Genomic DNA, 21,032 nt, shown 5'->3' with positions numbered 1-21,032 from the left:
CCGCTTTCATCCTCGCCGCGCCGGCTATACCGGCCCACCCGACGACGCAGATGCCGGAGTCGGCGGAGATCATCTTCACGATCTTCCTCGGGCTTCCGGTTGCGATCGGATTGTTCTTCGCCATCCGGCACCTGCTGACCGGCCGCGGCCCATTGCTGCTGATGTGCCTGCTGGGCGGTGCGCTCGCGTGCCAATTCGAGCCGATAGTCGACACCTTGGGTCTGTGTTACATCCGCGAAGGCGCGATGATGACCACCTTCTCCTCATTCGGTCGCGACTTTCCGTTGTTCATCAATTTCGTATATATCTGGTACGTGGGCGGTCTGGCCTACCTCGCCTACCGCATCTTCTCCAACGGCGTGACGGTCAAGGGGATATTCCAGCTGTACGTCATGGACGTCTTCATCAATATCTTCCTGGAAAGCCCGGGTGTGTTGATGGGCGCGTACGAGTACTACGGCCCACAGCCGCTGAACTTCTGGGGTCTTCCGCTCTGGTGGGTGTGCGTCAATCCGATCATGCCGATGACCGCCGGCGCGTTGATCTATCGACTGCTTCCGCATCTGCAGGGGTGGAAGATCGCCCTGGTCATCGCATTTATCCCGATGGCCGACGGAATCGCCAACGGAGCCACCGCATGGCCGATGTGGACAGCGCTCAATCTCAACACCTCGCTCGTGGTGTCCCATCTCGCATGGCTGGTGACGCTCGGACTCGCGATCACCGCGGTGTGGATCCTGTCCTTCGTGGTCTGCCGGCCGGACGACGAGGTGCTGATCACCTCCAAACTCGGCATCGTCAAAGCCGCGATCTTCGGTATCCCCGTCGACAGCGAGCCATTGCTGCAGAAGGACATCCAGCCCCAGACGTAGTCAATCGGTCACAGAGGCAGTCAATCGGTCACAGGCATAGTTGTTCTGCCACAGACATCGTCGATCAATAACAGTCGATAGAGGCTCCCGCACAACTGATCCCATTTTCGAAGGGAAATAAAAAAATGGCACTACAGAATTCGACGGATCCGGCCGAGGCCGCCCGGGCACTGGAAAAGTGGCTGCAGCAGAAGCTGCCCGAGGCAGGTGACATCGTGGTCTCGGACGTGAACACACCGTCGGCGGCCGGGCTCTCCGCCGAAACCCTGCTCTTCGGCGCCGCATGGACCGAGGACGGTACGCGGGTCGCCCATCAGCTCGTCGCCCGGGTCGCCCCGTCGTCACCGGGGATCTTCCAGCACTATCGCCTCGACCGCGAATTCGCGGTGATCAACGCGCTGTACAACACCGGCAGCGTACCGATCCCGAAAGCGTGGTGGTACGAGGAGGATTCGTCGGTGCTGGGTGCCCCGTTCCTGGTGCTGTCGCGGGTGGACGGGCGAATCGCGGCCGACGACCCGCCCTTCACCGCGGCCGGCTGGGTCGCCGAACTGCCGGCCGATGAGCAGGGTGTCCTGGTGGAGAACTCGCTGGCCGGGATGGCCGCGATCCACGCCGTCGACCGACAGGCGGCAGCCCTTCCCGCACTTGACAGTTCCGGCGCCGACGGCGACGAACTCATCACACGGCACCTGGAGATCTGGCGCGAGTACTACCGCTGGGCGGGTGCGGGCGAGTCGAGCCCGACGATCGACGCCGGCTTCCGGTGGCTCGAGGAGAACCGGCCCGCCGTCGTCGGGCCGACCGTGCTCAACTGGGGCGACGCGCGGCTGGGCAACCAGATCATCGGCGACGATCTGTCGGTGCTGGCGACCATCGACTGGGAGATGGTCGACTTCGGCACGCGCGAAATGGATCTCGCGTGGTGGATCTTCATCCTGCGGCACCACACCGAGGGGATCGGGGTGCCCCGGCCCGACGGTATCCCCGATCGCGAGGCCATCGTGGCGGCCTACGAACGCATCAGTGGTCAACCGGTCAACGACCTGCACTACTACGAGGTCTTCGCGGCGGTCCGCCTCTCGGCGATCATGTTCCGGGCGGGCAGTCTGATGATCGAGATCGGGTTCCTGCCCCCGGACGCCCCGATGAAGCTCAACAACCCGGCCAGTCAACTTCTCGCCGGTCTGATCGGGTTCGACATACCCGACGGCGACGCGCAGACATTCATCGGCAACCGCAACTGACCGAACCGCCCGCAGGATCTACGACCGAAGGAATTACGACTATGTCACTGGTAACCCAACCCGGCGAAAGCGATCTGTGGCTGGCCCGGCCCGCCGACGGCGCGCAGTGGAATCCGCACACGATTCATACCCACTATTTCGGCTTCGCCGTGCCCGAGGCGCAGATCGGTGCCTTCCTCTATGTGCGGTGGATGCCCGCCTTCGGCCTGATCCAGGGCGGTCCGGTCCTGTTCCAGGGCATGGACAATGTGCACACCACCGACAATCTCTTCCAGGACTATCAGATGACGATGCCCTGGCCCGAGGTCGTCGACAACGCCTACACCACGGCGAACGGGCTGCGCGTGGAGTTCCTCGAACCCGGGTCCCGAATCCGGGTGGCCTTCGACAGCGGTGACGGCGCCGTGGCATTCGACACGGTCCACGAAGCGGTGACCCCGCTGCTGGCCCGCGGGCACATCGTGCCCGGTGAGGACGATCATCACGGTGATACCACGGTGGCGGCCACGGGCGGTTCCGAACAGTTCATGCATGTGACCGGTACCCTCACGCTGCACGGTGAGCGGTACGCGATTGACAGCCACTATCCCCGGGACCGGTCCTGGGGTCAGGTGCGGGAAGAACGCCGCGGCGGTCCTCGTCCGATGCCGCCGGTGGGCTGGTCGCCGATGTACTTCGGCGAGGATCTGATCTTCAACCAGATCAGCGTCGAACATCCCGACACCGACCCGGCGTGGGCCGATGCCTTCGAGTTCCCGGCCGGCGCACCGACGCACCATTTTGCCTGGGTGGTGGAGAACGGGGTGACCAAGGAGATCGTGCGCGTGCATCGTCAGGCACACGAGTATCACCCGACCCTCGACGTCGTGACCCGGCAGACCGTCGAGGCGGAAGCCGCCGACGGTACGGTGTACCGATTCACCGGTGAGGCCATCGCGGCGGCGAATGTGCCCGCATGGCCCAACGCATCGTTCCGGGACACCGTCTACCGCTGGGATGACGGACGTGGCCGGGTGACGCATTCGACGTACCAGGAATTGTGGTACGACAAATATCAGAATGTGATGAACAATCGCCGTCGCGCCGTGACCTCAGCCGGCCGCTGACAATGATCAGCCGAATTTCTGATGACCCTTCACTATCTGGAGCCTACTGATTCATGATCACCGACATCGACCTGTCCGCATACGAATTGCCCGCTGAGACCGACTATCTCATCATCGGTGCCGGACACAACGGATTGACCGCCGGTTCCTATCTTGCCCGCGCCGGCCATCAGGTGACGGTCGTGGAGACCTCGCCTACGCTCGGCGGAATGACCTCGACCAATGCGATCATGCCGAAGGCGCCGGGGCACCGATTCAACGAGGGCGCCATTCAGGCCACCGGCATCTACAACGTCTCCGGTGTCACCGAGGACCTGGAACTGCACAAGTACGGTCTCACCCTCATCCCGGTGGATCCCGCCCACGTGCAACTCGCACCGGACGGCAGCTCGCTGGCGATCTGGACCGATGCGAGCCGTACCGCCGACGAACTGCGCAGGTTCTCCCGCAAGGACGCCGACACCTGGCTGGAACTGGCGAACGCGCTTGCGCCCGCGATGGACATCGCGGTCGCCTACATGAAGACCCATCCGCTGCGGCCGTGGTCGAAAGAGCTCGGCAAAGCGATACTGCGCGCCTCTGCGCACCCGAAAAGGCTTGCACCACTGATTCATTTCGCGACGGCATCGCACACGGAGTTTCTGGAGGAGACCTTCGAGACGGAGCTGCCCAAGGGCGCGTTGGCGGCGATGGCGGCGTTCTCCCAGATGCGCCTGGACATGACCGCATGGTCGATGATCTACCTGGGCATCGTCCAGAAGGTTCCCAATGCGATGCCGATCGGCGGTACCGGTGCGCTGCCCGCGGCGATCGCCCGGTATCTACTGGCGCACGGCGGCACCATTCACCCGAACTCGCCGGTGGCCGAAATCGTTCTCTCGCACGGCCGCGCGACCGCGGTCAAACTCGTCGACGGGCGGACGGTGCGCGCGCGCAAGGGAATCATCAGTGCCTGCAATCCGGTGGTGACGTTCGGCGAGCTGCTGCCCGAGGACGCCCTGGACCATAGGCTGGCCACCCGTGCCAAGGACATCCCGATCCGGAAGACCCATGCCACGTCGCTGAAGATCAACGTCGCGCTCGAAGGCGAGGTGTCGATGGAGCGGCACGAGCAGTGGCGCGGCGACGGGCTCGACATCCGCAAGCACCTCGTGTCCTGGCATACGCTCGAAGAGCAGGACGCGGCGTGGAACGCTGTGGTGCGGGGTGAATGGCCCGAGATCGTGCCCAACAGTTGTTCGATGATCCCGTCGGCGGTCGACCCGACTCAGGCACCGCAGGGCCAGAGCACATTCTGGTTCTGGTCCGGCGTCATCCCGGTGACACCACGCGAACCGTGGGATGACGTGCGGGACAAGATCGGCGATGCCGTGCTGCGCGACTGCGCCCTCTACTACAAGGGACTGGACAGCCTGGAGATCGATCGCCGGGTCCTCGGCGGACCGGACATCGAGGAGAGGTTCAACGCGCCGGCCGGCAATGTCTACCATGTCGATCCGCTGATCACCCGATTCGGTCCGCTCAAGCCGGCACCGGGGCTGGGCGGCTACAGCCTGCCCATCGACGGGCTGTTCCTGAGCGGGGCGGGCACCCATCCGGTCGGCGGTGTGTGCGCGCTGCCGGGCAAGCTCGCGGCCGAAGAGGCACTCCGCGTCGAGGCGAAGCGGCGCTAGGCGTCGGCGACAGCGGATAGGTGACCGATGGTTTCGGGGTTTCTGGTCGGCTCGGAGCGGGCTCGGCAACGCAGGCTGCGGCGTACCGGCGCGGTGGGGGCGGCCACCGTGGCGGCCGCGCTGGTGGTGGGAACGGCGGTGGTACCCGCATTGCGGTCGGACGGCGACGATGCGGTGAGGGTCTCCATCGTCACCGACAGGGTCGGTGCTGGTATCGATGAGGGCACCGCGGTGATGCTGCACGGTGTCGAGGTCGGTACCGTCACCGCGCTCACGTCCCGCGACGACGGCACGGCGGAACTGTCGGCCACGCTGCGGCGCGGGCTGATCGACGGCGTCAAACAAGATCTCGAACTCGACTTCCGGCCGAAGAACTACTTCGGCATCAGTGCGGTCACGATCGTCGAGGCCGGGAGCCCGAACGCCGGGCCCCTGCGCGACGGTGCCCGCGTGATGCGCCGCGACCTGGCCGACAACACCATGGCGACGATGATCGAGCAGGCCTCGATCGTCACCGGCGGAACACTGCAACAGGACATGGTGAACTCGATCGACCGGGTGCTGACCTACGCCGACACGCTCGAACCGCTCTTCCATGCCGGCGTCGTGTTCGCCGACGAGGTCGCCCAGGTGCAGCGCAAGACCCCGGCGTACCTGATCGACCGGTACAACGAGGTGGTCGGCTCGTTGCCGCCGTTCGTCAACGGGATCAGTGTGGCGGTGGATTCGATCTACCGCAGTCCGCTGCACCCCACGGGCGATGAGATGCAGAACCGCCTCGCCGAATCGTTGTACGCGGTGGCCGACAACTTCTTCACGTTGGTCGGGCGCCTGCTCAACGGCAACGCCGACAAGCTCGCGCCCGCGACGGCGGTCATCGGGAAGGCATCCGAACTCCTGCCCAACATCGGTGCCGGCGCGGTGAACACCGAATCGGTGGGTGACCTCCTGCGGCGACTGAACGGAGCGTTCACGGCAGGGCCCGACGGCGGGCCGGTACTGAATCTCAAGGTCCTCCTCGAATCGAACCGCTCCCGCGCCGCCCAGGCCGGTGACCGGCCGGCGAATGGCGGTCGATGATGCGGGAGAGGCTAGCGGGTTCGGTGCGCGTCCTGTCGCCGCTGTGGCGGCTGTGTCTGGCGGCGGTGGTGGCCGCCGGGCTGATGATGCTCATCATCGGTGGCATCACCACGCCGATCAGGGGCGGTACCGACGACTACTCGGCAGATTTCACCGACACCTCCGGCCTGCGGCCCAACGCCGATGTCCGGATACGCGGCGTCAAGGTCGGCAAGGTCACCGCCATCGACCTCGAACAGGACGCCACCACCAACAGCGTCCGGTCGGTGGTCTCATTCACGCTCGACAAGAACCACCGGGTGACCGGTCGGTCCACGGCTGCGGTGAAATACGCCAACCTGTCCGGCGTTCGGTATCTCGATCTGGCGAATGTGGATGGCAGTGGAAACACGTTGCGGCACATAGGACTCGAAAACACCACGCCGTCCTTCAACATCACGAGGCTGTTCAACGGTCTGCAGCCGGTGTTGCAGACGTTGAGTACCGACGAGATCAACCGATTCACCGAGAACGCGCTGACGGTGCTACAGGGCGACGGAAGCGGCCTCGGCCCGATGCTGGCGAGCGTGGACAAGCTCAGCCGGTACACCACCGATCGGGGGCAGGTGATCTCCGCGCTCGTCACCAATATGTCGAGAATATCGGACACCCTGGGTGGGAAATCGCCGCAGATCGTCCAGTTTCTCCGCGAAATGGAAACCCCGATCGACGCCGCCAACTCGGTGCTCGACGAGTTCCGCAAGGCCGCAACATTCGGACCACCGTTCATGCGGCAGATCGATCACCTCCTGCAGGCGCTGGGGCTGGAGCAGGGGCGCGAAATCGACCGCCAGCTCTCGGAGGCCTTCCCGACCATCGATGATGCCTGGAAGTCGCTGCGCCTGCTGCGCTCGATGATCCAGAGCATCCAGCTGCCGGCCGTCGCGGACGGCAAGGACAACCGGTGCTCCAAGGGAAGGCTCGACATGCCCGGTCTCGCACAGGTTCTCGTCAACGGTGTCGGGGTGAGCGTATGTCGCGGCTGAGGAAGCTCGGTGCTGCTGTGGCGGGAAACGATCTGCTGGCCGGTATCACCGCCTGTGTAGTCGTCGCGGCGATGATCGCCGGTGCGGCATGGTTCTACCTGTCCCCGCCGGGACGGCAGACCGTCTCGTTCACCACCCGTGACGCGGCGGCGATCAAAGGCGGCGACGACGTCCGCGTCGCCGGGGTATCGGTGGGCAAGGTGGCGTCGGTGGACCTGCGCGACAACGATGTCCGGGTGTCACTGGACGTCGACAGCGATATCCGGATCGGTGACCGGACCTCGGTGCGGGTGGAGCTGCTGACGGCGGTGGGTGGCTACTTCGTCACCATGACCCCCGGCGGCGCCGTCACCACCGGCAGCCACGAGATCTCGCCCGAACGGGTCACCGTTCCCTACACCATCGCCGATATCCTGCAGGAGTTACCGCGGGTCACCGATGACGTCGACGGCCGGCCGGTGGACGAATCACTGCGACAGGTGGCCGACGGACTCGCCGACAATGTGAGTTCGCTGCGCACCACGATGCGGGGCCTGCAGACGATGGCCGCCATTGTCGACAAGCAGAAGTCACAGGTGGAGTCCGTCCTCCGGATGGCGAGTTCCTACACGGTCACCTTCAATGACAGCAAGGTGTTCATCTTCGATCTGGTACGGCGCGCCAACATTCTGTTGTCGCAGTTCCATACCTATCGGGTCGGATTCGTACGCGCCTACGCAGAACTGGGCAGCGTTCTGGAACGGCTGGCCCTGGTCGCCCGCTTCTACTTCACCCACCGCGACGAGATCTTTCCCGTCATCGACCAGATGCGGGACAAAGCAGGAGAGATGACAACGGTGATCGACAAACTTGTATCCCAGTTGGGGCCGGCGCGCGACGGTCTCCTCACCCTGCTCGGGGGCACGTCACCGGACCGCTCGACGCAGTGGATCATCGACGCGACATCGATGTGTCTGCCGGTACCAGGACAGAGATGCTGATGAGCAGGCAAAGATTGCGCAATGTCGCGGTTCTGGGTGTGGTGGTTGCCGTCGTCGTCGCGGCTGTCGCGTTCGTGGGTTCACGCGGATCGAGGTCGGTGTCGGGCTACTGTGCCTATCTGCCTGACGCCATCGGTCTGTACGAGGGAAATCCTGTGACACGCATGGGTTATGAACTCGGCAAGATCACCTCGATCTCGGCCGCCGGTACCGGTGTCCGGGTCGGGTTCTCCGTGGAAGAAGGACGCACGATACCGGCCGGGGCCGCGGCGGTCACCCGTTCGAAGTCGGTGCTGGCCGACAGATCGCTGGAACTGGTGGGCAACTCGACCGGGCATGCACTCGAACCCGGCGAATGCATCTCCCGGGAGAACTCACACACCCCGAAGAGCATTTCCGAGATCATGGGTTCGGCCGCCGATCTCGTCGAAGAGATGGCTCCCGGCGGCGATGACCGCACGATCGCGGACTCCGTCGACGCGATCGCACGAGCGATGGACGGCGGCGGTGCGGACCTGGACAAGCTGCTCCGGACCGCATCGTCGGCGGTGAAGAACCCGGACCGGATGATCTCCGACATCGGCGCCATCATCGTGGCCACCGGTCCGCTGACCGGCGCGGTCCTCGACCAGTGGCGGGACATCGCCTCGATATTCCGGAAACTCCCGGCATCGATGCGGATCGGCGCCGACGAGATGTGGCCGGGCCTATATCACATGATGTGGGGGCTCAGTCCGGTGTTGCAGATGGTGTACGACGTCATGGGGAGATACGGCGAGGACATCTACCGGCTGCTGGACTTCGCCGGCACGGCCGAGATTCCGATGGCCAAGGTGAACTCGGTGAGCCAGGCGCTCACCGTGCTGCCGACTCTCGCGAGCGCGGCCACCCTGACCGTGGTCAAGGGCAAGGGGGCGGCGGTGCGCGTGTCCGGCCCGGCAGTCACCGTCAAACACCAACGGCCCGAAATACTGTGCCAACAGCTCAACGGAATTCGCACAGGCAGTTGTCAGGTGCTCCGCGACGGGCCCGAGCCCGCTGCCAAGGTCAATGTCATGGGACTGCTCGGGGAAGTGCGGAGGTGATCGGCCGGAGGAGGAACTGGTCACGATGTGTGGTCGTGGCGCTGACCGCCCTGATCGTCGCCGGATGTGCGGTCGATCCCGGAACCTTCACCTCGTCGGTGCGGTCCGGTGGCGGCGACAGGACGCTGACGATCCGGTTCGCGGATGCGCTGAATCTGCCCACCGGAACCGATGTCACGTTGAACGGGCTGCGCATCGGGTCGGTGTCCTCGGTGCGGCTTCACCGATCTCGTGTCGACATCGTGGCCAAGGTGCGCGAGAACTCGCGGATCACCACCGACGCCGCCGCGTCGATCCGGCAGGACACGGTACTGGGCGACCCGTACGTGGCGATACTGTCCTCGGTGTCCGCGCCACTGCTTGAGGGAGACACCATCGAGCTCGAACGTACGGCGTCGGCACCTCCGCTGGAGGACACGCTGTCGGTGGTCGCCAACTTTGTCAACGCCGGCAGTATCCAAGACATCGAGAAGGTGATGAGGTCGGCCAATACTGCTCTGCCCCATAGGAAGCAGACCACAAGGGTTGCCCGGATCGCGTCGATCGACCTGCGCAGTCTGGCCGCCGACACCCGTCGGATCGACCAGATGCTCGACGGTCTCGATGCCACCGCCGGCACGGTGAACCGGTGGCTGCCGTCCCTGTCGCAGGCGCTGGCCCCCAAGGGAATGCACTGGTGGAGCCAACTGTCGAACGCATCCGGTGGAATCGGCGTACTGCTGCCGAGCATCGGCAGCGTGTTCGAAGGGGGTATGTGGCTCATGCCGATGCTCACGAGGCTGAACGGTTCGGCCGACGTCATGGTCGAGTGGGTGCACGCGGTTGCCCGCAACGATGACCAGATCCGGAAGTTCGTGGTCGACAACTTCTTTCCGTTCGTGCAGAGTCCGCGTATGAACATCGTCACCGCCACTGCCGCCGAGGGACAGGAAATGATCGGGACCATCACCCGGCTGCTGCGAATGCTGGGAGCCGTCCGATGAGGAGCCGGAGGTTGTCGGCGCCGGCCGCCCGATCGGCCCTGTCGGTCGCGGGACTGCTCACGCTGATCGTCGTGGCGCTGGCCTACCTGGGCTCGGTGGGCGTCAGCGTGACCGAGAATCGGCATGTGCGGACCGCGACGCTCCACGTCCCCGACGCGAACGGTCTCGTGGAAGGATCACGGGTGCTGTATCTGGGGATCCCGATAGGCCGGATCGTCGGGGTGACATCATCGGGCTCCGGCGTCGAGATCGCCTGGAACTACAAGACCAGGTACCGGATCCCGGAGGATTCGCACTACCGGGTCGACAATCTGTCGGCATTGGGGGAAAGCTACCTGGGTATCACACCGCAGGTCGAATCCGGCCGGGCATTGCCCGACGGCGTGCGGCTCACCGGTGCACGCACCACCGTTCCCACGACCTTCACAGAGCTGTCGGCCCGCCTGACCAGATTGCTGGAGCAGGTCAATGTCACCAATGTCCGCAAGATCATCACCGAGACCAACACCGGGCTGGTGTCGGACCCGGTCGTCATCGATCAATTGGCCAGGGCCGGTGCCCTGCTCGAATCCACGGTGCTCACGACCCGGGGGTCGTTGCGGGATCTGCTCGAGAGGTTCCAGACCTGGCTCGACCATGGTGCGGCGATCAGCCCCTACGCCCGCGCGTCGGGCGTACCCATCGCCGACTTCGGCACGGGATTCTCGAAGTTCCTCGGCATCGCGGCGGGGACGAAGGAGTACACGCCCGACCATCGCGACGGATTCGTCCCCGCGACGGATTCTCCGCGGCTGCTGAACGAGGTCGCCGGACCGCTCCTGCAGAAGATCGAGCGGGTGCTCGACAATGTCTCGCCCGCCGCCCAGCAATGGGGCGTGGCATCCATGCCGTCGGTGACCTCGGCCGTCGAACGGATGCGTTCGGTCGATGTCAGCGATCTGATGCGGACCGCGATGGCGACGGCCGGTGACGGCGACGGGCTGGTGGTCCGGGTGGGCGGTCGGTGAGTGATGCGGCGTACCGACAGGGAAGGTTGAGCGAAATGGTCTCTACCGGATACAAGTTCACCGACGAGGATGTTCTCGCCGATATCGAGTTGACCCGGCGGATACAGGTATTCGGCGCCTGGTGCGGCCCGGCATTCGTGCTGTTGCTGTTCGGTTGCTGGGGGTTGATGGCCGGCTTCATACCGATGATTCCGCCCGATGCCGCCCCGGGTGAGGTCGCCGACCGATACGCCGACAACCAGGCGTTGCTGTTGGTGGGCCTGATTCTCGGCATGGTCGGCGTGTTCTTGACCCAGCCTTACTTTTTCGTCGTCAGTATGCAGATGCGCAGATCGGCACCGGGGGTACCCGCACTGGCCATAGTGCAATTCGGGGCCGGCATCGTCACGACCGTTGTGCTGTTGATCCCCATGTTGATTTTCATCGTCGGCGGGTTTCGCCCTGAGCGGTCACCCGAGCTGACCCAGATGCTCAACGACATGTCGTACATCATGTTGATCCTGCCGTGGCCGCCGATCCTCGGCCAGAACATCCCGCTGGCGATATCGGTATTCAGCGACAGGCGCCGGCGTCCTGTGTTTCCCCGGTGGGTCGCCTATGTGAATCTGTGGATAGCGGTTCTCGTGACACCGGCGAGCCTGCTCATCTTTTTCAAGGTCGGGCCGTTCGCCTGGAACGGGCTGCTGGGATTCTGGATTCCGGCGGCTGTGTTCGCGAGTTGGTACATAGCGATGACCTACGCGTTGCTCCGCGCGGTCAGGGACGAGGCCGAGGAGGCCCGGCGTGCGGTCATGGCGGACGGCGACGCCGCCGGGGGCGCGGCGGCAAGGAAAGGTGAGGCAGTCGTATGACCACTCGGGAATCTGTGTTGCCACCACCGGTGGCCGACAACCACTCAGGGCCCTCGGCGCACCCCCGGCGGGTGCCGGGTGAACCCGGACTCTGGCTGATCATCCTCGGCGACATCGTGATGTTCGCGGTCCTGCTGTGCGTGTTGCTGTACTACCGGAGCTCTGATCGCGCGGGATACGCCGCAGCGCAATCACATCTGTCGATTTCGCAGGGACTGGCCGAGACCCTGGTTCTGCTTGCCAGTTCGCTCGCGGTGGTGGTGGCGGTCGTCGCCTACCGGGCGCAACGGATCGGCCGGGCCAACGGCGCGATGCTGATCGCGCTGGGTCTGGGTGCGGCGTTCACCGTGTTGAAGGTCGTGGAGTGGTCGACACACGCCGCCGACGGTCTCACGCCGCACAGCAATGACTTTTTTATGTTGTACTACATTTTGACCGGGCTGCATCTCGGCCATGTCGTGGTCGGGATGTTCGTCCTCGAACTCGTCCGCCGGATGGCCAAACGGCCTTTGCCGGGCAAACACGACACCGACTACTTCGTCGGGGCCGCGGTGTTCTGGCACATGGTGGATCTGATCTGGCTCTTTCTGGCCCCGCTGTTGTTCTTGGTGGTGTGACCGATGGATACGAATTCTTCCCTCTTACGCGATCCGGTGCTGCGGTCCTCGTGTGCCGTCTGGCTCGCAGTGGTGATGATCACCGTGGTTTCCTGGGCGCTCGGGGCAAATCACGGATTGTCCGAGAACGCCACCGCCGTCGTGATCATCTCGTTGGCGGTCATCAAATCCATCGTGGTCGCCGCGTACTTCATGGAGTTGCGGGACGCGCCGCGCCGCCTCGCCTATGCGGTGTACGCGACGCTGGTGGCAACGGGTGTGGCGATCGTGGTGTTCATCGTGGCGGCCCCGCCCCTATAGACCCCTGCCGTTGTGGACCCACCGCCCTGGCCGGGCCACGCCGGGCCACGCCGGGGGGGGGGTCACGGGGTCCGCAGGCACAGCGTGGCGGTACTGCGAGCGAACAGCTTCCCGGACTCGTCACGCAGGTCGATGGTCATGACGACCAGTCGACGGCCACGGCGGATGATGTCCACCGCGAACTCGTATCCGGCCGCCGACGGGCTCGGCGATCGCATCAGTTCGATGCTCAGGTCGGTCAGCGCGCAATCGCCGGCACCCTCATCACGCAGTGCGTCGCCGACGATGTCGGTCACCGCCGCGGTCGCGCTGAGAATGCTGCCGCCCTGCGCGGTGCCCAGTGAGTTGAGTGTCCATTCCGGTACCTGCCAGCGGACGCCGAACCGATCGGCCGACGATCCGTCGTTGATCCGGGTGAGACCGAGGTGGGTCGAGAGCGGCTGCTGGTCGTCGAACGCCGCGGGGTCCGACCGGAACTCCGCGAGCAGGTCGTCGGGCAGGTTCGGCCGCACGGTCTGCACGGATCGGCATCGTGCGGCCGCGATGAGTGTGGTACCCGATTCCATCCGGGCGGTGGCCAGACCGGTACCGGTGTGGTCGTCGACCGCCAGTGGGGAGGCGGTGGCGATCACCTCGTCGCCGATGACCTCCCAGGGGGCCATCGACACCGAGATGTGCGAGACCACGTATTCGTTCTCGGGCCGCAGCAGGTAGATGCCCGAGCCCGCGGTGACATCGAGGAGGATGCCGAGGGATGCCAGGCCCGCACGTCCTTGCCGGTCGCGCTGCCAGGCCTGGACCCGCTGGGCGAACGCGACCTCGTCGGGGGCCGTCGCATGGGCGAGCCGAACGCCGGCGGTGTTGCCGGCGGGGTCGGTGGTGAACTTCGCGAGCAGTGTCGCGGGAAGGGTCCGGGGATCGGGATGACCGGGCTCGGGAGAGTTGCGCACAGGGTCACGGTAGCAAGGGCTGTGGGTTCCGGGCACGATCCGGTCGCTCCCTATTCAAATTTGACTTCGATATCGATCGCGACCCCCTGGCGGCTGAGACATCTGCCATATTACGAATTTAATGCAGAATAAAATATGTGAGATTGGCATCCTGACGTGGAAAGCGCGTCATCTCCGTCCGGCGATCGGCCGGGCGCCAGGTGGACGCAGTCATGTAGGAGAAGCAAGAGCAGTGCAGACATGGGCGCAGATCACCGACGACTTCCACCGGAACTGGCCGATCTATGTGGCGATGCCGTTCGTGGCTGCACTGATCGGCTGGGTCACCAAGGTCGTCGCCATCCGGATGATGTTCCGTCCGCATACGTTCAAGGGCATCGGGCCGATGGGGTGGCAGGGCATCATCCCGAAGCGGGCTCCGCAGATGGTGACCGTGCTGTGCGAGACACTGACACCCCGGCTGGTCAATGCTCAGGAGATCGCCGAGCGGATCGATGCCGCCGAACTCGCGGCGCTGATCGATCGTCCGTTGCGTGCCGAGGTCGCGCGGATCACCCGTAAGGTGCTGGCCGAGTATCAGCCGACGCTGTGGGGCGTGCTCCCACCGCTCGCGCAGGACTTCCTGGTCGAACGGATCCAGCGGTCGGCTCCCGATGCCATCGTCGCGGTGGTCGACGGGGTCGTCGATCGTATCGACGACGTCTTCGACCTGCAGACGATGGCGACCAAGGAGTTCCTGGACGATCCGATCACACTGGAATCGATGTTCCGGGACGTCGGGCGGCGGGAGTTCGCGTTCATCCGACGCAGCGGTCTCGTCTTCGGATTCTTCATCGGCCTCGTGCAGGTCGCGGTCTGGGCGCTCACCCACAATCCCTGGGTCATGCCCCTGTTCGGGTTGTTCACCGGCTGGTTCACGGACTGGGCGGCGCTGCGGCTGATCTTCTACCCCCGGGAACCGAAGAAGTACTTCGGCCTCGTCACCTGGCAGGGATTGTTTCAGCAGCACCGGGTGCCGGTGGCCAAGGAATACGGTTCGCTGATCGCGACAAGGGTGTTGACGCCCGACAGACTCATCCGGAGTATCTGCGGCGGCGGCGATTCCGCCGACGTGGTGAACGTGGTCGCGCAGGTGCTCGAGACGGAGTTGTGCAAGGAACTCGGTGATCTCAATCGCTATGTCGACCTGGAACTGCGGGAGCTGCCGCTGTTCCGGGACCTGGACCTGGGCGCCCTGCGAATCGCGGGCCTGTCGGCGACCGGGCTGGTGAACGGTTTGCTGGACGTGCTGAGCGGGCCGACCAGGGGTGTCGCCGGTGTCGGCCTCGATCTGACGCAGATCGAACCGATGTGTGCGGCATTCGCATCCGAGGCGGTGGACGTGTTGCCCGATCTGCTGCTCGGCTCGGCGGAGCGATATCTGGTGCAGACCCTCGACATCGAGGGCACGATGTCGGAGAAGATGGCCGCGATGACGCCCCAGGAGTTCGAAGGGGTGCTGCGGCCCGCCTTCCGTGCCGATGAGAAGACCTTGATTGCGGTCGGTGCGGCGCTCGGCTTCCTCGTCGGTGAGCTCCAGGTCCTCCTGGTGGAGCATATGACGAGATGATCGATTGCAGCACAACAGATTCAGATCGGTAGCACAAAATTCTTCCGGTCGGCAAGAATGGGGGTTGACGCACTATTACGCTCCGTGTAGCGTATTACGCAGAGCAGAATAACGCTCGAATCCTTACCGGAACCCCCCTCACAAGATTGGAGACCTCCCATGGGAGCTCGACGCAAGAACACCTTCACCACCTTCCTCAGCGACGTGATCGACGACAGCAAGGCGCTCGTCGACGATCTGATCGACCGGGCTCAGGAGTTCGAGGAGAAGACCCGTGATGCGGCGACATCGGCTCTCGGAGATGAAGATTCGTCTTCGCCCAGCGCAGATGAGGTCGCCGGCCTCAAGTGCGCGCTCAGTGAACTCACCGAGAAGGTCGACCGGCTGGCGGCGGTCAAGGCCGGCGCCAAGTAGCGCTACCGCGGTAACGGTAGACACGACGATCCACCGCCCCTGGGGTATTCGCCCGTAGATCCGGCGAATCCCGTCGGTGCGGTGGATCTGTCGGTCAGCCGCCGATCAGCGCGCGCAGCGTCTGCATGTCCTCGAGACGCTCGGGGTGAGTGGGGGCGACCGGCTCGACCAGTGCGCAGCCGACGCCCGCCGCCTCGAATGCCGCGACGCGTTCGGCCACGGCCGACTTCGTGCCGATCATGGATATCGCGTCCACCAGGTCGTCGGGCACCGCCGCGGCCGCCGCCTCCTTGCGTCCGCCCAGATAGAGGTCCTGGATCAGTGCGGCCTCGCGCTCGTATCCGTATCGCACGGCCAGCGCGTTGTAGAAGTTCTTGCCGCGGGCACCCATACCGCCGATGTAGAGTGCTGCGTGGTCCCGGACGGCCTGCCTGGCCCGTTCGATCTGCTGCCGGTCGTCGGTGACGAGCAGCGAGGCGGTCACGACGATCGTCAACGGCGGCAGCGCGGGATCGCGTTTGGCGGTTCCCTCGCGCAATGCGTCGCCGAATGCGGCACGGGCGTGTTCGGGATGGAACAGGAACGGCTGGAACTCCTCGAACAGCTCGGCGGCCAGTGCGGTGTTCTTCGGGCCGGTGGCGGCCAACAACATGGGGATCCGGTCGCGCACGGGATGATGCATGAGCTTGAGCGGTTTGCCCAGACCCGAGCCGCCGCGTTCGGGTGTGAGCGGAAGGTCGTAGTGGGTGCCGTGATGTTCGACCTTCTCCCGGCGCCACACCTGACGGCAGATGTCGACGTGTTCGCGGGTGCGGCCGATCGGAAAGTCGTACTTCACGCCGTGAAAGCCCTCGATCACCTGGGGGCCGGACGCACCGAGTCCCAGCACGGCCCGGCCGTCGGAGACGTAGTCGAGGCCCGCTGCGGTCATCGCCAGGTTGGTGGGGGTCCGGGTGTAGAGCGGCAGGATCCCGGTCTGCAGTTCGATCCGTTCGGTGCGCGAGGCGATATAGGCGAGCTGGGTCACCGAATCGAAGGTGTACGCCTCGGGGACGGCAACACGTTCGACTCCCACGCGCTCATAATCGACGATGGCGGCGACAGTCTCGCGGAAATTCTCCGCACGGTACACCTGCATACCGAGTTTCATTGACATTCTGGGCATCTTTCCGGATAGGCGACTATTGCGGGTTACCGCAGGATGAGTACGAGTGAGATGAGGCCGACGACCAGCAACCAGGTATCGGCGAATCGTTGCGCAGTGGTGCCGCGCAATTCCATGAAGTCCATGGCGACAAAACGTGCCTTGATAAAGGCGAGTACGGCTGCGCAGGCGGCGGCGCCGCGGACGCTAAAGATGTCGCTGATGCTCGGCACGGTGACCAGCAGAGCCACGAATGTCAGAGCGACCAGCACCAGGAGTACCGCAGTGGCCCGGTCGCGAGGAGCGATCAGGGGAGAACGGACGTTCATGTGTGGCTCCCGATGTAGACGAGCGAGAAGATGACCAGCCACAGCAGGTCGACCATGTGCCAGTAGCCCGCGCAGCATTCGGCGAACCGAATCGACTGCTTGCGGCCGGTGCGCTGCCCGTGCCTCCACGTCATCAGCAGCACGCTGCCGATGGCGACGTGCATCAGGTGCAATCCGGTGAGCACGAAATAGTACGTGAAGAAGGTCGACGATGTCAGGGTGTGATCGCCGGCGATCTCGACGCTGTATTCGGTGATCTTGATGACGGCGAAGCACGCCGCACCGCCCAGCGCCCAGGCGATCAGGGTACTCGGATCGGATCCGGCCCGTTGTGCGCGGACCGCCAGCACCACGGCATAGGACGAGGCCAGCAGGATCAGGGTGTTGATCAGTCCCGGCCACACGCTCACATGCGCTGCCTCGCGGGCAAACCCGGATCGGTCGCTGCCGAATTCCCACAGATATGCGATGAAGAACCCGGCAAACACCGTCATATCGGCGAAGACGAAACCCCAGAACGGTGCTTCGGCGGGTAGCCTTGTGTGGGTAGCGCTTTCGCTCGGTGCGGTATCGGTCTTGCTCATCTTGAGGGCTCCGCTTCGTCGTCGGTGTCGACGGCCACGGGCCGCAGTGCCGAGTAGCGGACGAACAGTCCCATCACCACCAGAAATATCGTGTACGTGGACAGTGCGAGCCAGAAGATCAGAACCCCGTTCCAGGCGAACGGTCCGCGATGGATCACCAGCGCCAGCACATCGAAGGAGAAGGTGAACGCGATCCAGCAGTTGAGATACCCGCACTGTGGACATAGTTTTCCTGATTCGCTACCAGCGTGGCGCGCGGTCGAGGCTGCGCAGTGAGTTGAGATCGACGATGGCCTGCCCCGTTCGCTGTACGAGGGTGCGGACGTGCGCCTCGGGCTGAAGGGGCGAGATCTTGCCGACGAGATGGGTATATGTCCAGTAGATGAATCCGCGAAACATCTGTTGCCGGTATGCTAGGAACGCTTCATCAACTGTCGGGGGTTTGCCCCCGAACTCGGCCAGCCGGTCGACGTATAGTTCGATGAGGTCGTGCTCCCACTCGCGTCGGTCGTCGGTGGTCAGCGCCGCGCTGAGCGCATAGCTCACATCGAGTGCCCAGCCACCGCGGCCGATGCCTTGCCAATCGTAGAGATTCAGCGAACCGTCGGGCAGACGAAACCAGTTTCCGGGATGGACGTCCTGGTGTAGCAATGTCATTGGTCCGTCCACGTTGTACTCCAGCGACCGCATCAGCGCGGTCCGGATGTCCTTCTTCCGGTTCTGTAGTATGTCAGGGACCTCCTCGCGGAGCATGCGCATCGCCACCGTCGCACCGCGGTCGAAGCCGATGCGTGCGTTGAACATTCGTTGCCAGTCGTTGGCCGCCAGTAGATTCCAGGAACCTTCGAGTCGAGGATCCTCCCAGAGTCGGCCGTGGTAGCGGGCGAGTTCGGTGACCATCGACTCGGCGCTGCTCCTGTCGATATACATCCTTGATGCGTCGGCGAATGTCGCGCCTCGCGTCGTGGCGACATCCTCGGTGAGCACCATTGACCGGCATGATCGCGGCTCCCACGATCCGTGGTAGCCGGCCGGTGCGCCGATATCGAGGTGGGGACGAATATCTTGGTAGAACAATGCTTCGGCACCCGCAGCGCCCGTGGTACCGATCAGTAGCCGATTCAGCAGTGTTGGTGTGGATTTGGAATATATCGCGGTGGGTAGACCCGCTGCGGTTCCGGTTTCGTTCCACTCCACGGTAATCGCCCGGCGCGAACTGGTCCCGTCCGAGCCCTCGCCGAGCCGGAAAGCGGTGACGGTGGCACCGGGGACATGCGCGCCGAGTGCAGCGGTGAGCCACTCCTCGGTGAGTTGGTCAACGGTGGCCGGGGTTTCGGCCGGTCGCCTCACCTTGTGGCGTCCCCGGATTTTTTCGCTACCGGAGGCGCCGACGACTCGGGCGACCGCGCCGAGCATCAGTACTGGTTCGGGTACAGCGGACATGAGCGAGGACCGTACAGGGCGGGCCGGGGGAGTATCAGCAGGGCGCACGGCGCGATCCTTTCACTGCAATTCGTGGACCTGAGTTCAGGGACTCGGACATGGTGCTCGTCAGATCGGTGAGATCGAACGGCGTTTCCCGGGCACCCGTACGTCGCGACGTCGTCGGGCACGCCGAACGGCCTGGATGAGAGCTGCTCTGGTCTGTCCGGGGGTGATGATGTTGTCGATACCGAAACCCGATGCGGCTCGCAGCGGGTTGACGCCGGCGCGCAGCCGGTCGATGACGGCGTCGCGGTGCGCGGCGGGATTATCGGCCGCCTCGATCTGACGCCGGTAGGCGATGTCGACGGCGCTGTCTATGGGCATCGCGCAGATCTCCGCGGTCGGCCAGGCCACGACGAGGTCGGCGTCGATACTGCGGCCACCGCCCATGGCGACATACGCTGCGCCGTACGCCTTGCGCATCACGATCACATAGCGCGGTACGGTGGCCACGGCCAGCTCATACATCAGGCGTCCGCTTCGGCGTCCCAGTTGGCTGGACTCGGCGGCAGTGCCGATCAGGAAACCGGGCAGGTCGATCATAAGTACCAGCGGCAGGCCGAAGGCGTCGCACACGGCGATGAAATGTGCAGCCTTCTCACATGCTCCGCTGTCGAGCGAACCCCCCAGGTGCATAGGCTGATTGGCGACCACGCCGACAGCTTTTCCGCCGATGCGGGCGAAACAGGTGACGATGTTCGGTGCGGCGGCGCCCCGGATCTCGAACAGTGAATCCGCGTCGGAGATCGCCTCAACGACGTCGCGGACGTCGTAGGCGCGGCGCGGTGAATCCGGGATCAGTGCGTCGGCGTCGATGCTCGATTCCACGCCACTGCCCAGGGGGATGTCCCCATCGGCTGCCGACGGCAGGTAGCTGAGGTAGGCGCGGACGGCGTCGAGCGCCTCGTGCTCGTCGTCGGCGGCGATGTCGGCGATCCCGTTGCGGGCCTGGACGTCGGCTCCGCCGATCTGTTCGTTGGTCAGTTCCTCCCCGGTACCGGCCTTCACGAACGGTGCCGCCGACATCCCCATCGTCGAGATGCCCCGGACCATCACGACGAAGTCGCACAGCGCAGCGAGATTGGTTGCCAACCCGAATCCCGGGCCCATCATCACCGCCACGGTCGGCACCAGGCCGGACAGATCGACCAGACGGGTGAGCATCGTCGATCCGAGTGCGGCAAGCCGGGAGTCTAAGCCCTCCTGGATCCGGTGCCCGCCGCCGTCGCACAGCAGCACCAGCGGGATCCGGTCATCCAGTGATGTCTGGATGCAGCGGCCGATCTTTCGCATGCCGACGTCGCCATTGCTGCCGCCGAGGACGGTGAAGTCGAATGCGGCGATCGTGACCGGCCTGCCGTCGACGAAGCCGGTCCCGGTGACCACGCCGTCTCCGTGGAGGCAGGTGTTCTCGGCGTGTGGTTGTCCGGCGATGAGATCGGGGGTGGCCAGGGCGCCGAATTCGGCGAAGTCATCCCCGCACAGCAGTGAGATCCGTTCCCGGGCACTGAGCTTGCCCCGGTCGTGCTGGGCGGTGACCGGGCCGGGTCGGGCCGGATCGGCGGTGGCGGCGTAGGCGGCGGCGATCTGGTCGAAACTCGTTGGCACTGGGCGGCCTCCTGGCTGTGGGAACGAGGCTTGCGGGTCGGGCTCCGCCTGGCGGCGGCGGACCGTTGTGTCGCAGTTTAACT

Annotated in this window: 22 protein-coding genes; 15 read left to right on the top strand and 7 right to left on the bottom strand. The window is 64.7% G+C overall.

Annotated features, from left to right (window positions below):
• Positions 1–50: 50 nt before the first annotated feature.
• The 13 genes from GII31_RS15185 to GII31_RS15125 all read left to right on the top strand — a co-directional run bounded on the left by GII31_RS15185 (position 51) and on the right by GII31_RS15125 (position 12,826).
• Positions 51–872 (top strand): hypothetical protein, encoded by an 822-nt coding sequence (locus tag GII31_RS15185; protein ID WP_322974153.1) that lies wholly within the window; start codon positions 51–53, stop codon positions 870–872.
• Between the two features lie 125 nt (positions 873–997).
• Entirely contained in the window at positions 998–2,119 is a 1,122-nt protein-coding gene (locus tag GII31_RS15180; RefSeq protein WP_213244245.1) for a phosphotransferase family protein, read from the top strand.
• A gap of 41 nt (positions 2,120–2,160) precedes the next feature.
• Positions 2,161–3,225, top strand: a complete 1,065-nt coding sequence (locus GII31_RS15175; protein ID WP_213244244.1) for a DUF7064 domain-containing protein — start codon at positions 2,161–2,163, stop codon at positions 3,223–3,225.
• A gap of 53 nt (positions 3,226–3,278) precedes the next feature.
• Positions 3,279–4,898: a phytoene desaturase family protein gene (locus GII31_RS15170; RefSeq protein ID WP_213244243.1), complete on the top strand. Its 1,620-nt coding sequence runs from the start codon at positions 3,279–3,281 to the stop codon at positions 4,896–4,898.
• A gap of 27 nt (positions 4,899–4,925) precedes the next feature.
• The gene (locus GII31_RS15165; protein ID WP_213244242.1) at positions 4,926–5,978 is read left to right on the top strand and encodes an MlaD family protein; all 1,053 of its coding nucleotides are present in this window, start codon (positions 4,926–4,928) and stop codon (positions 5,976–5,978) included.
• The gene (locus tag GII31_RS15160; RefSeq protein WP_260840016.1) at positions 5,978–7,003 is read left to right on the top strand and encodes an MCE family protein; all 1,026 of its coding nucleotides are present in this window, start codon (positions 5,978–5,980) and stop codon (positions 7,001–7,003) included. The genes GII31_RS15165 and GII31_RS15160 overlap by 1 nt, the downstream gene beginning before the upstream one ends.
• Complete coding sequence (locus GII31_RS15155) at positions 6,991–7,983, top strand: MlaD family protein (RefSeq protein ID WP_213244240.1); 993 nt, start codon at positions 6,991–6,993, stop codon at positions 7,981–7,983. The genes GII31_RS15160 and GII31_RS15155 overlap by 13 nt, the downstream gene beginning before the upstream one ends.
• Entirely contained in the window at positions 7,983–9,068 is a 1,086-nt protein-coding gene (locus GII31_RS15150) for an MlaD family protein (RefSeq protein WP_213244239.1), read from the top strand. Before GII31_RS15155 ends, GII31_RS15150 begins: the two co-directional genes overlap by 1 nt.
• A gap of 35 nt (positions 9,069–9,103) precedes the next feature.
• Positions 9,104–10,051 (top strand): MlaD family protein, encoded by a 948-nt coding sequence (locus GII31_RS15145; protein ID WP_213244238.1) that lies wholly within the window; start codon positions 9,104–9,106, stop codon positions 10,049–10,051.
• Positions 10,048–11,058 (top strand): MlaD family protein, encoded by a 1,011-nt coding sequence (locus GII31_RS15140; RefSeq protein WP_213244237.1) that lies wholly within the window; start codon positions 10,048–10,050, stop codon positions 11,056–11,058. The genes GII31_RS15145 and GII31_RS15140 overlap by 4 nt, the downstream gene beginning before the upstream one ends.
• A gap of 35 nt (positions 11,059–11,093) precedes the next feature.
• The gene (locus GII31_RS15135) at positions 11,094–11,909 is read left to right on the top strand and encodes a hypothetical protein (RefSeq protein WP_213244236.1); all 816 of its coding nucleotides are present in this window, start codon (positions 11,094–11,096) and stop codon (positions 11,907–11,909) included.
• The gene (locus GII31_RS15130) at positions 11,906–12,526 is read left to right on the top strand and encodes a cytochrome c oxidase subunit 3 (protein ID WP_213244235.1); all 621 of its coding nucleotides are present in this window, start codon (positions 11,906–11,908) and stop codon (positions 12,524–12,526) included. The genes GII31_RS15135 and GII31_RS15130 overlap by 4 nt, the downstream gene beginning before the upstream one ends.
• Before the next feature lie 3 nt (positions 12,527–12,529).
• Positions 12,530–12,826 (top strand): cytochrome C oxidase subunit IV family protein, encoded by a 297-nt coding sequence (locus tag GII31_RS15125; protein WP_213244234.1) that lies wholly within the window; start codon positions 12,530–12,532, stop codon positions 12,824–12,826.
• A 62-nt stretch (positions 12,827–12,888) separates the two neighbouring features.
• On the opposite strand, the gene GII31_RS15120 is transcribed toward GII31_RS15125, so the two are convergent.
• Positions 12,889–13,776: a PaaI family thioesterase gene (locus GII31_RS15120; RefSeq protein ID WP_213244233.1), complete on the bottom strand. Its 888-nt coding sequence runs from the start codon at positions 13,774–13,776 to the stop codon at positions 12,889–12,891.
• Positions 13,777–14,008: 232 nt separating this feature from the next.
• Between GII31_RS15120 and GII31_RS15115 the strand changes: the two genes are divergently transcribed.
• Together GII31_RS15115 and GII31_RS15110 are read left to right on the top strand one after the other, a co-directional pair.
• The gene (locus tag GII31_RS15115; RefSeq protein WP_260840015.1) at positions 14,009–15,385 is read left to right on the top strand and encodes a DUF445 domain-containing protein; all 1,377 of its coding nucleotides are present in this window, start codon (positions 14,009–14,011) and stop codon (positions 15,383–15,385) included.
• A 159-nt stretch (positions 15,386–15,544) separates the two neighbouring features.
• Positions 15,545–15,799 (top strand): hypothetical protein, encoded by a 255-nt coding sequence (locus GII31_RS15110; RefSeq protein WP_213244231.1) that lies wholly within the window; start codon positions 15,545–15,547, stop codon positions 15,797–15,799.
• A 94-nt stretch (positions 15,800–15,893) separates the two neighbouring features.
• Here the strand turns inward: GII31_RS15110 and GII31_RS15105 are convergent, their stop codons facing one another.
• The 6 genes from GII31_RS15105 to GII31_RS15080 all read right to left on the bottom strand — a co-directional run bounded on the left by GII31_RS15105 (position 15,894) and on the right by GII31_RS15080 (position 20,949).
• Complete coding sequence (locus GII31_RS15105; protein WP_213250505.1) at positions 15,894–16,949, bottom strand: LLM class F420-dependent oxidoreductase; 1,056 nt, start codon at positions 16,947–16,949, stop codon at positions 15,894–15,896.
• Between the two features lie 41 nt (positions 16,950–16,990).
• On the bottom strand, positions 16,991–17,272 hold the full coding sequence (locus GII31_RS15100; protein WP_213244230.1) for a cytochrome C oxidase subunit IV family protein: 282 nt from the start codon (positions 17,270–17,272) through the stop codon (positions 16,991–16,993).
• Positions 17,269–17,856 carry a cytochrome c oxidase subunit 3 gene (locus tag GII31_RS15095; RefSeq protein ID WP_213244229.1) on the bottom strand — a complete coding sequence of 196 codons (588 nt, stop codon included), beginning with the start codon at positions 17,854–17,856 and terminating at the stop codon, positions 17,269–17,271. The genes GII31_RS15100 and GII31_RS15095 overlap by 4 nt, the downstream gene beginning before the upstream one ends.
• Positions 17,853–18,014: a hypothetical protein gene (locus GII31_RS15090; protein ID WP_213244228.1), complete on the bottom strand. Its 162-nt coding sequence runs from the start codon at positions 18,012–18,014 to the stop codon at positions 17,853–17,855. The genes GII31_RS15095 and GII31_RS15090 overlap by 4 nt, the downstream gene beginning before the upstream one ends.
• 82 nt (positions 18,015–18,096) lie before the next feature.
• Positions 18,097–19,299, bottom strand: a complete 1,203-nt coding sequence (locus GII31_RS15085) for a phosphotransferase (protein WP_213244227.1) — start codon at positions 19,297–19,299, stop codon at positions 18,097–18,099.
• A gap of 108 nt (positions 19,300–19,407) precedes the next feature.
• On the bottom strand, positions 19,408–20,949 hold the full coding sequence (locus tag GII31_RS15080; RefSeq protein ID WP_260840014.1) for an acyl-CoA carboxylase subunit beta: 1,542 nt from the start codon (positions 20,947–20,949) through the stop codon (positions 19,408–19,410).
• Positions 20,950–21,032 lie beyond the last annotated feature (83 nt).

Source organism: Gordonia pseudamarae, assembly GCF_025273675.1.
Taxonomy (GTDB): domain Bacteria; phylum Actinomycetota; class Actinomycetes; order Mycobacteriales; family Mycobacteriaceae; genus Gordonia; species Gordonia pseudamarae.
Note: the sequence above shows the minus strand (reverse complement) of the source record. Positions and strands in the feature narration are given on the sequence as shown.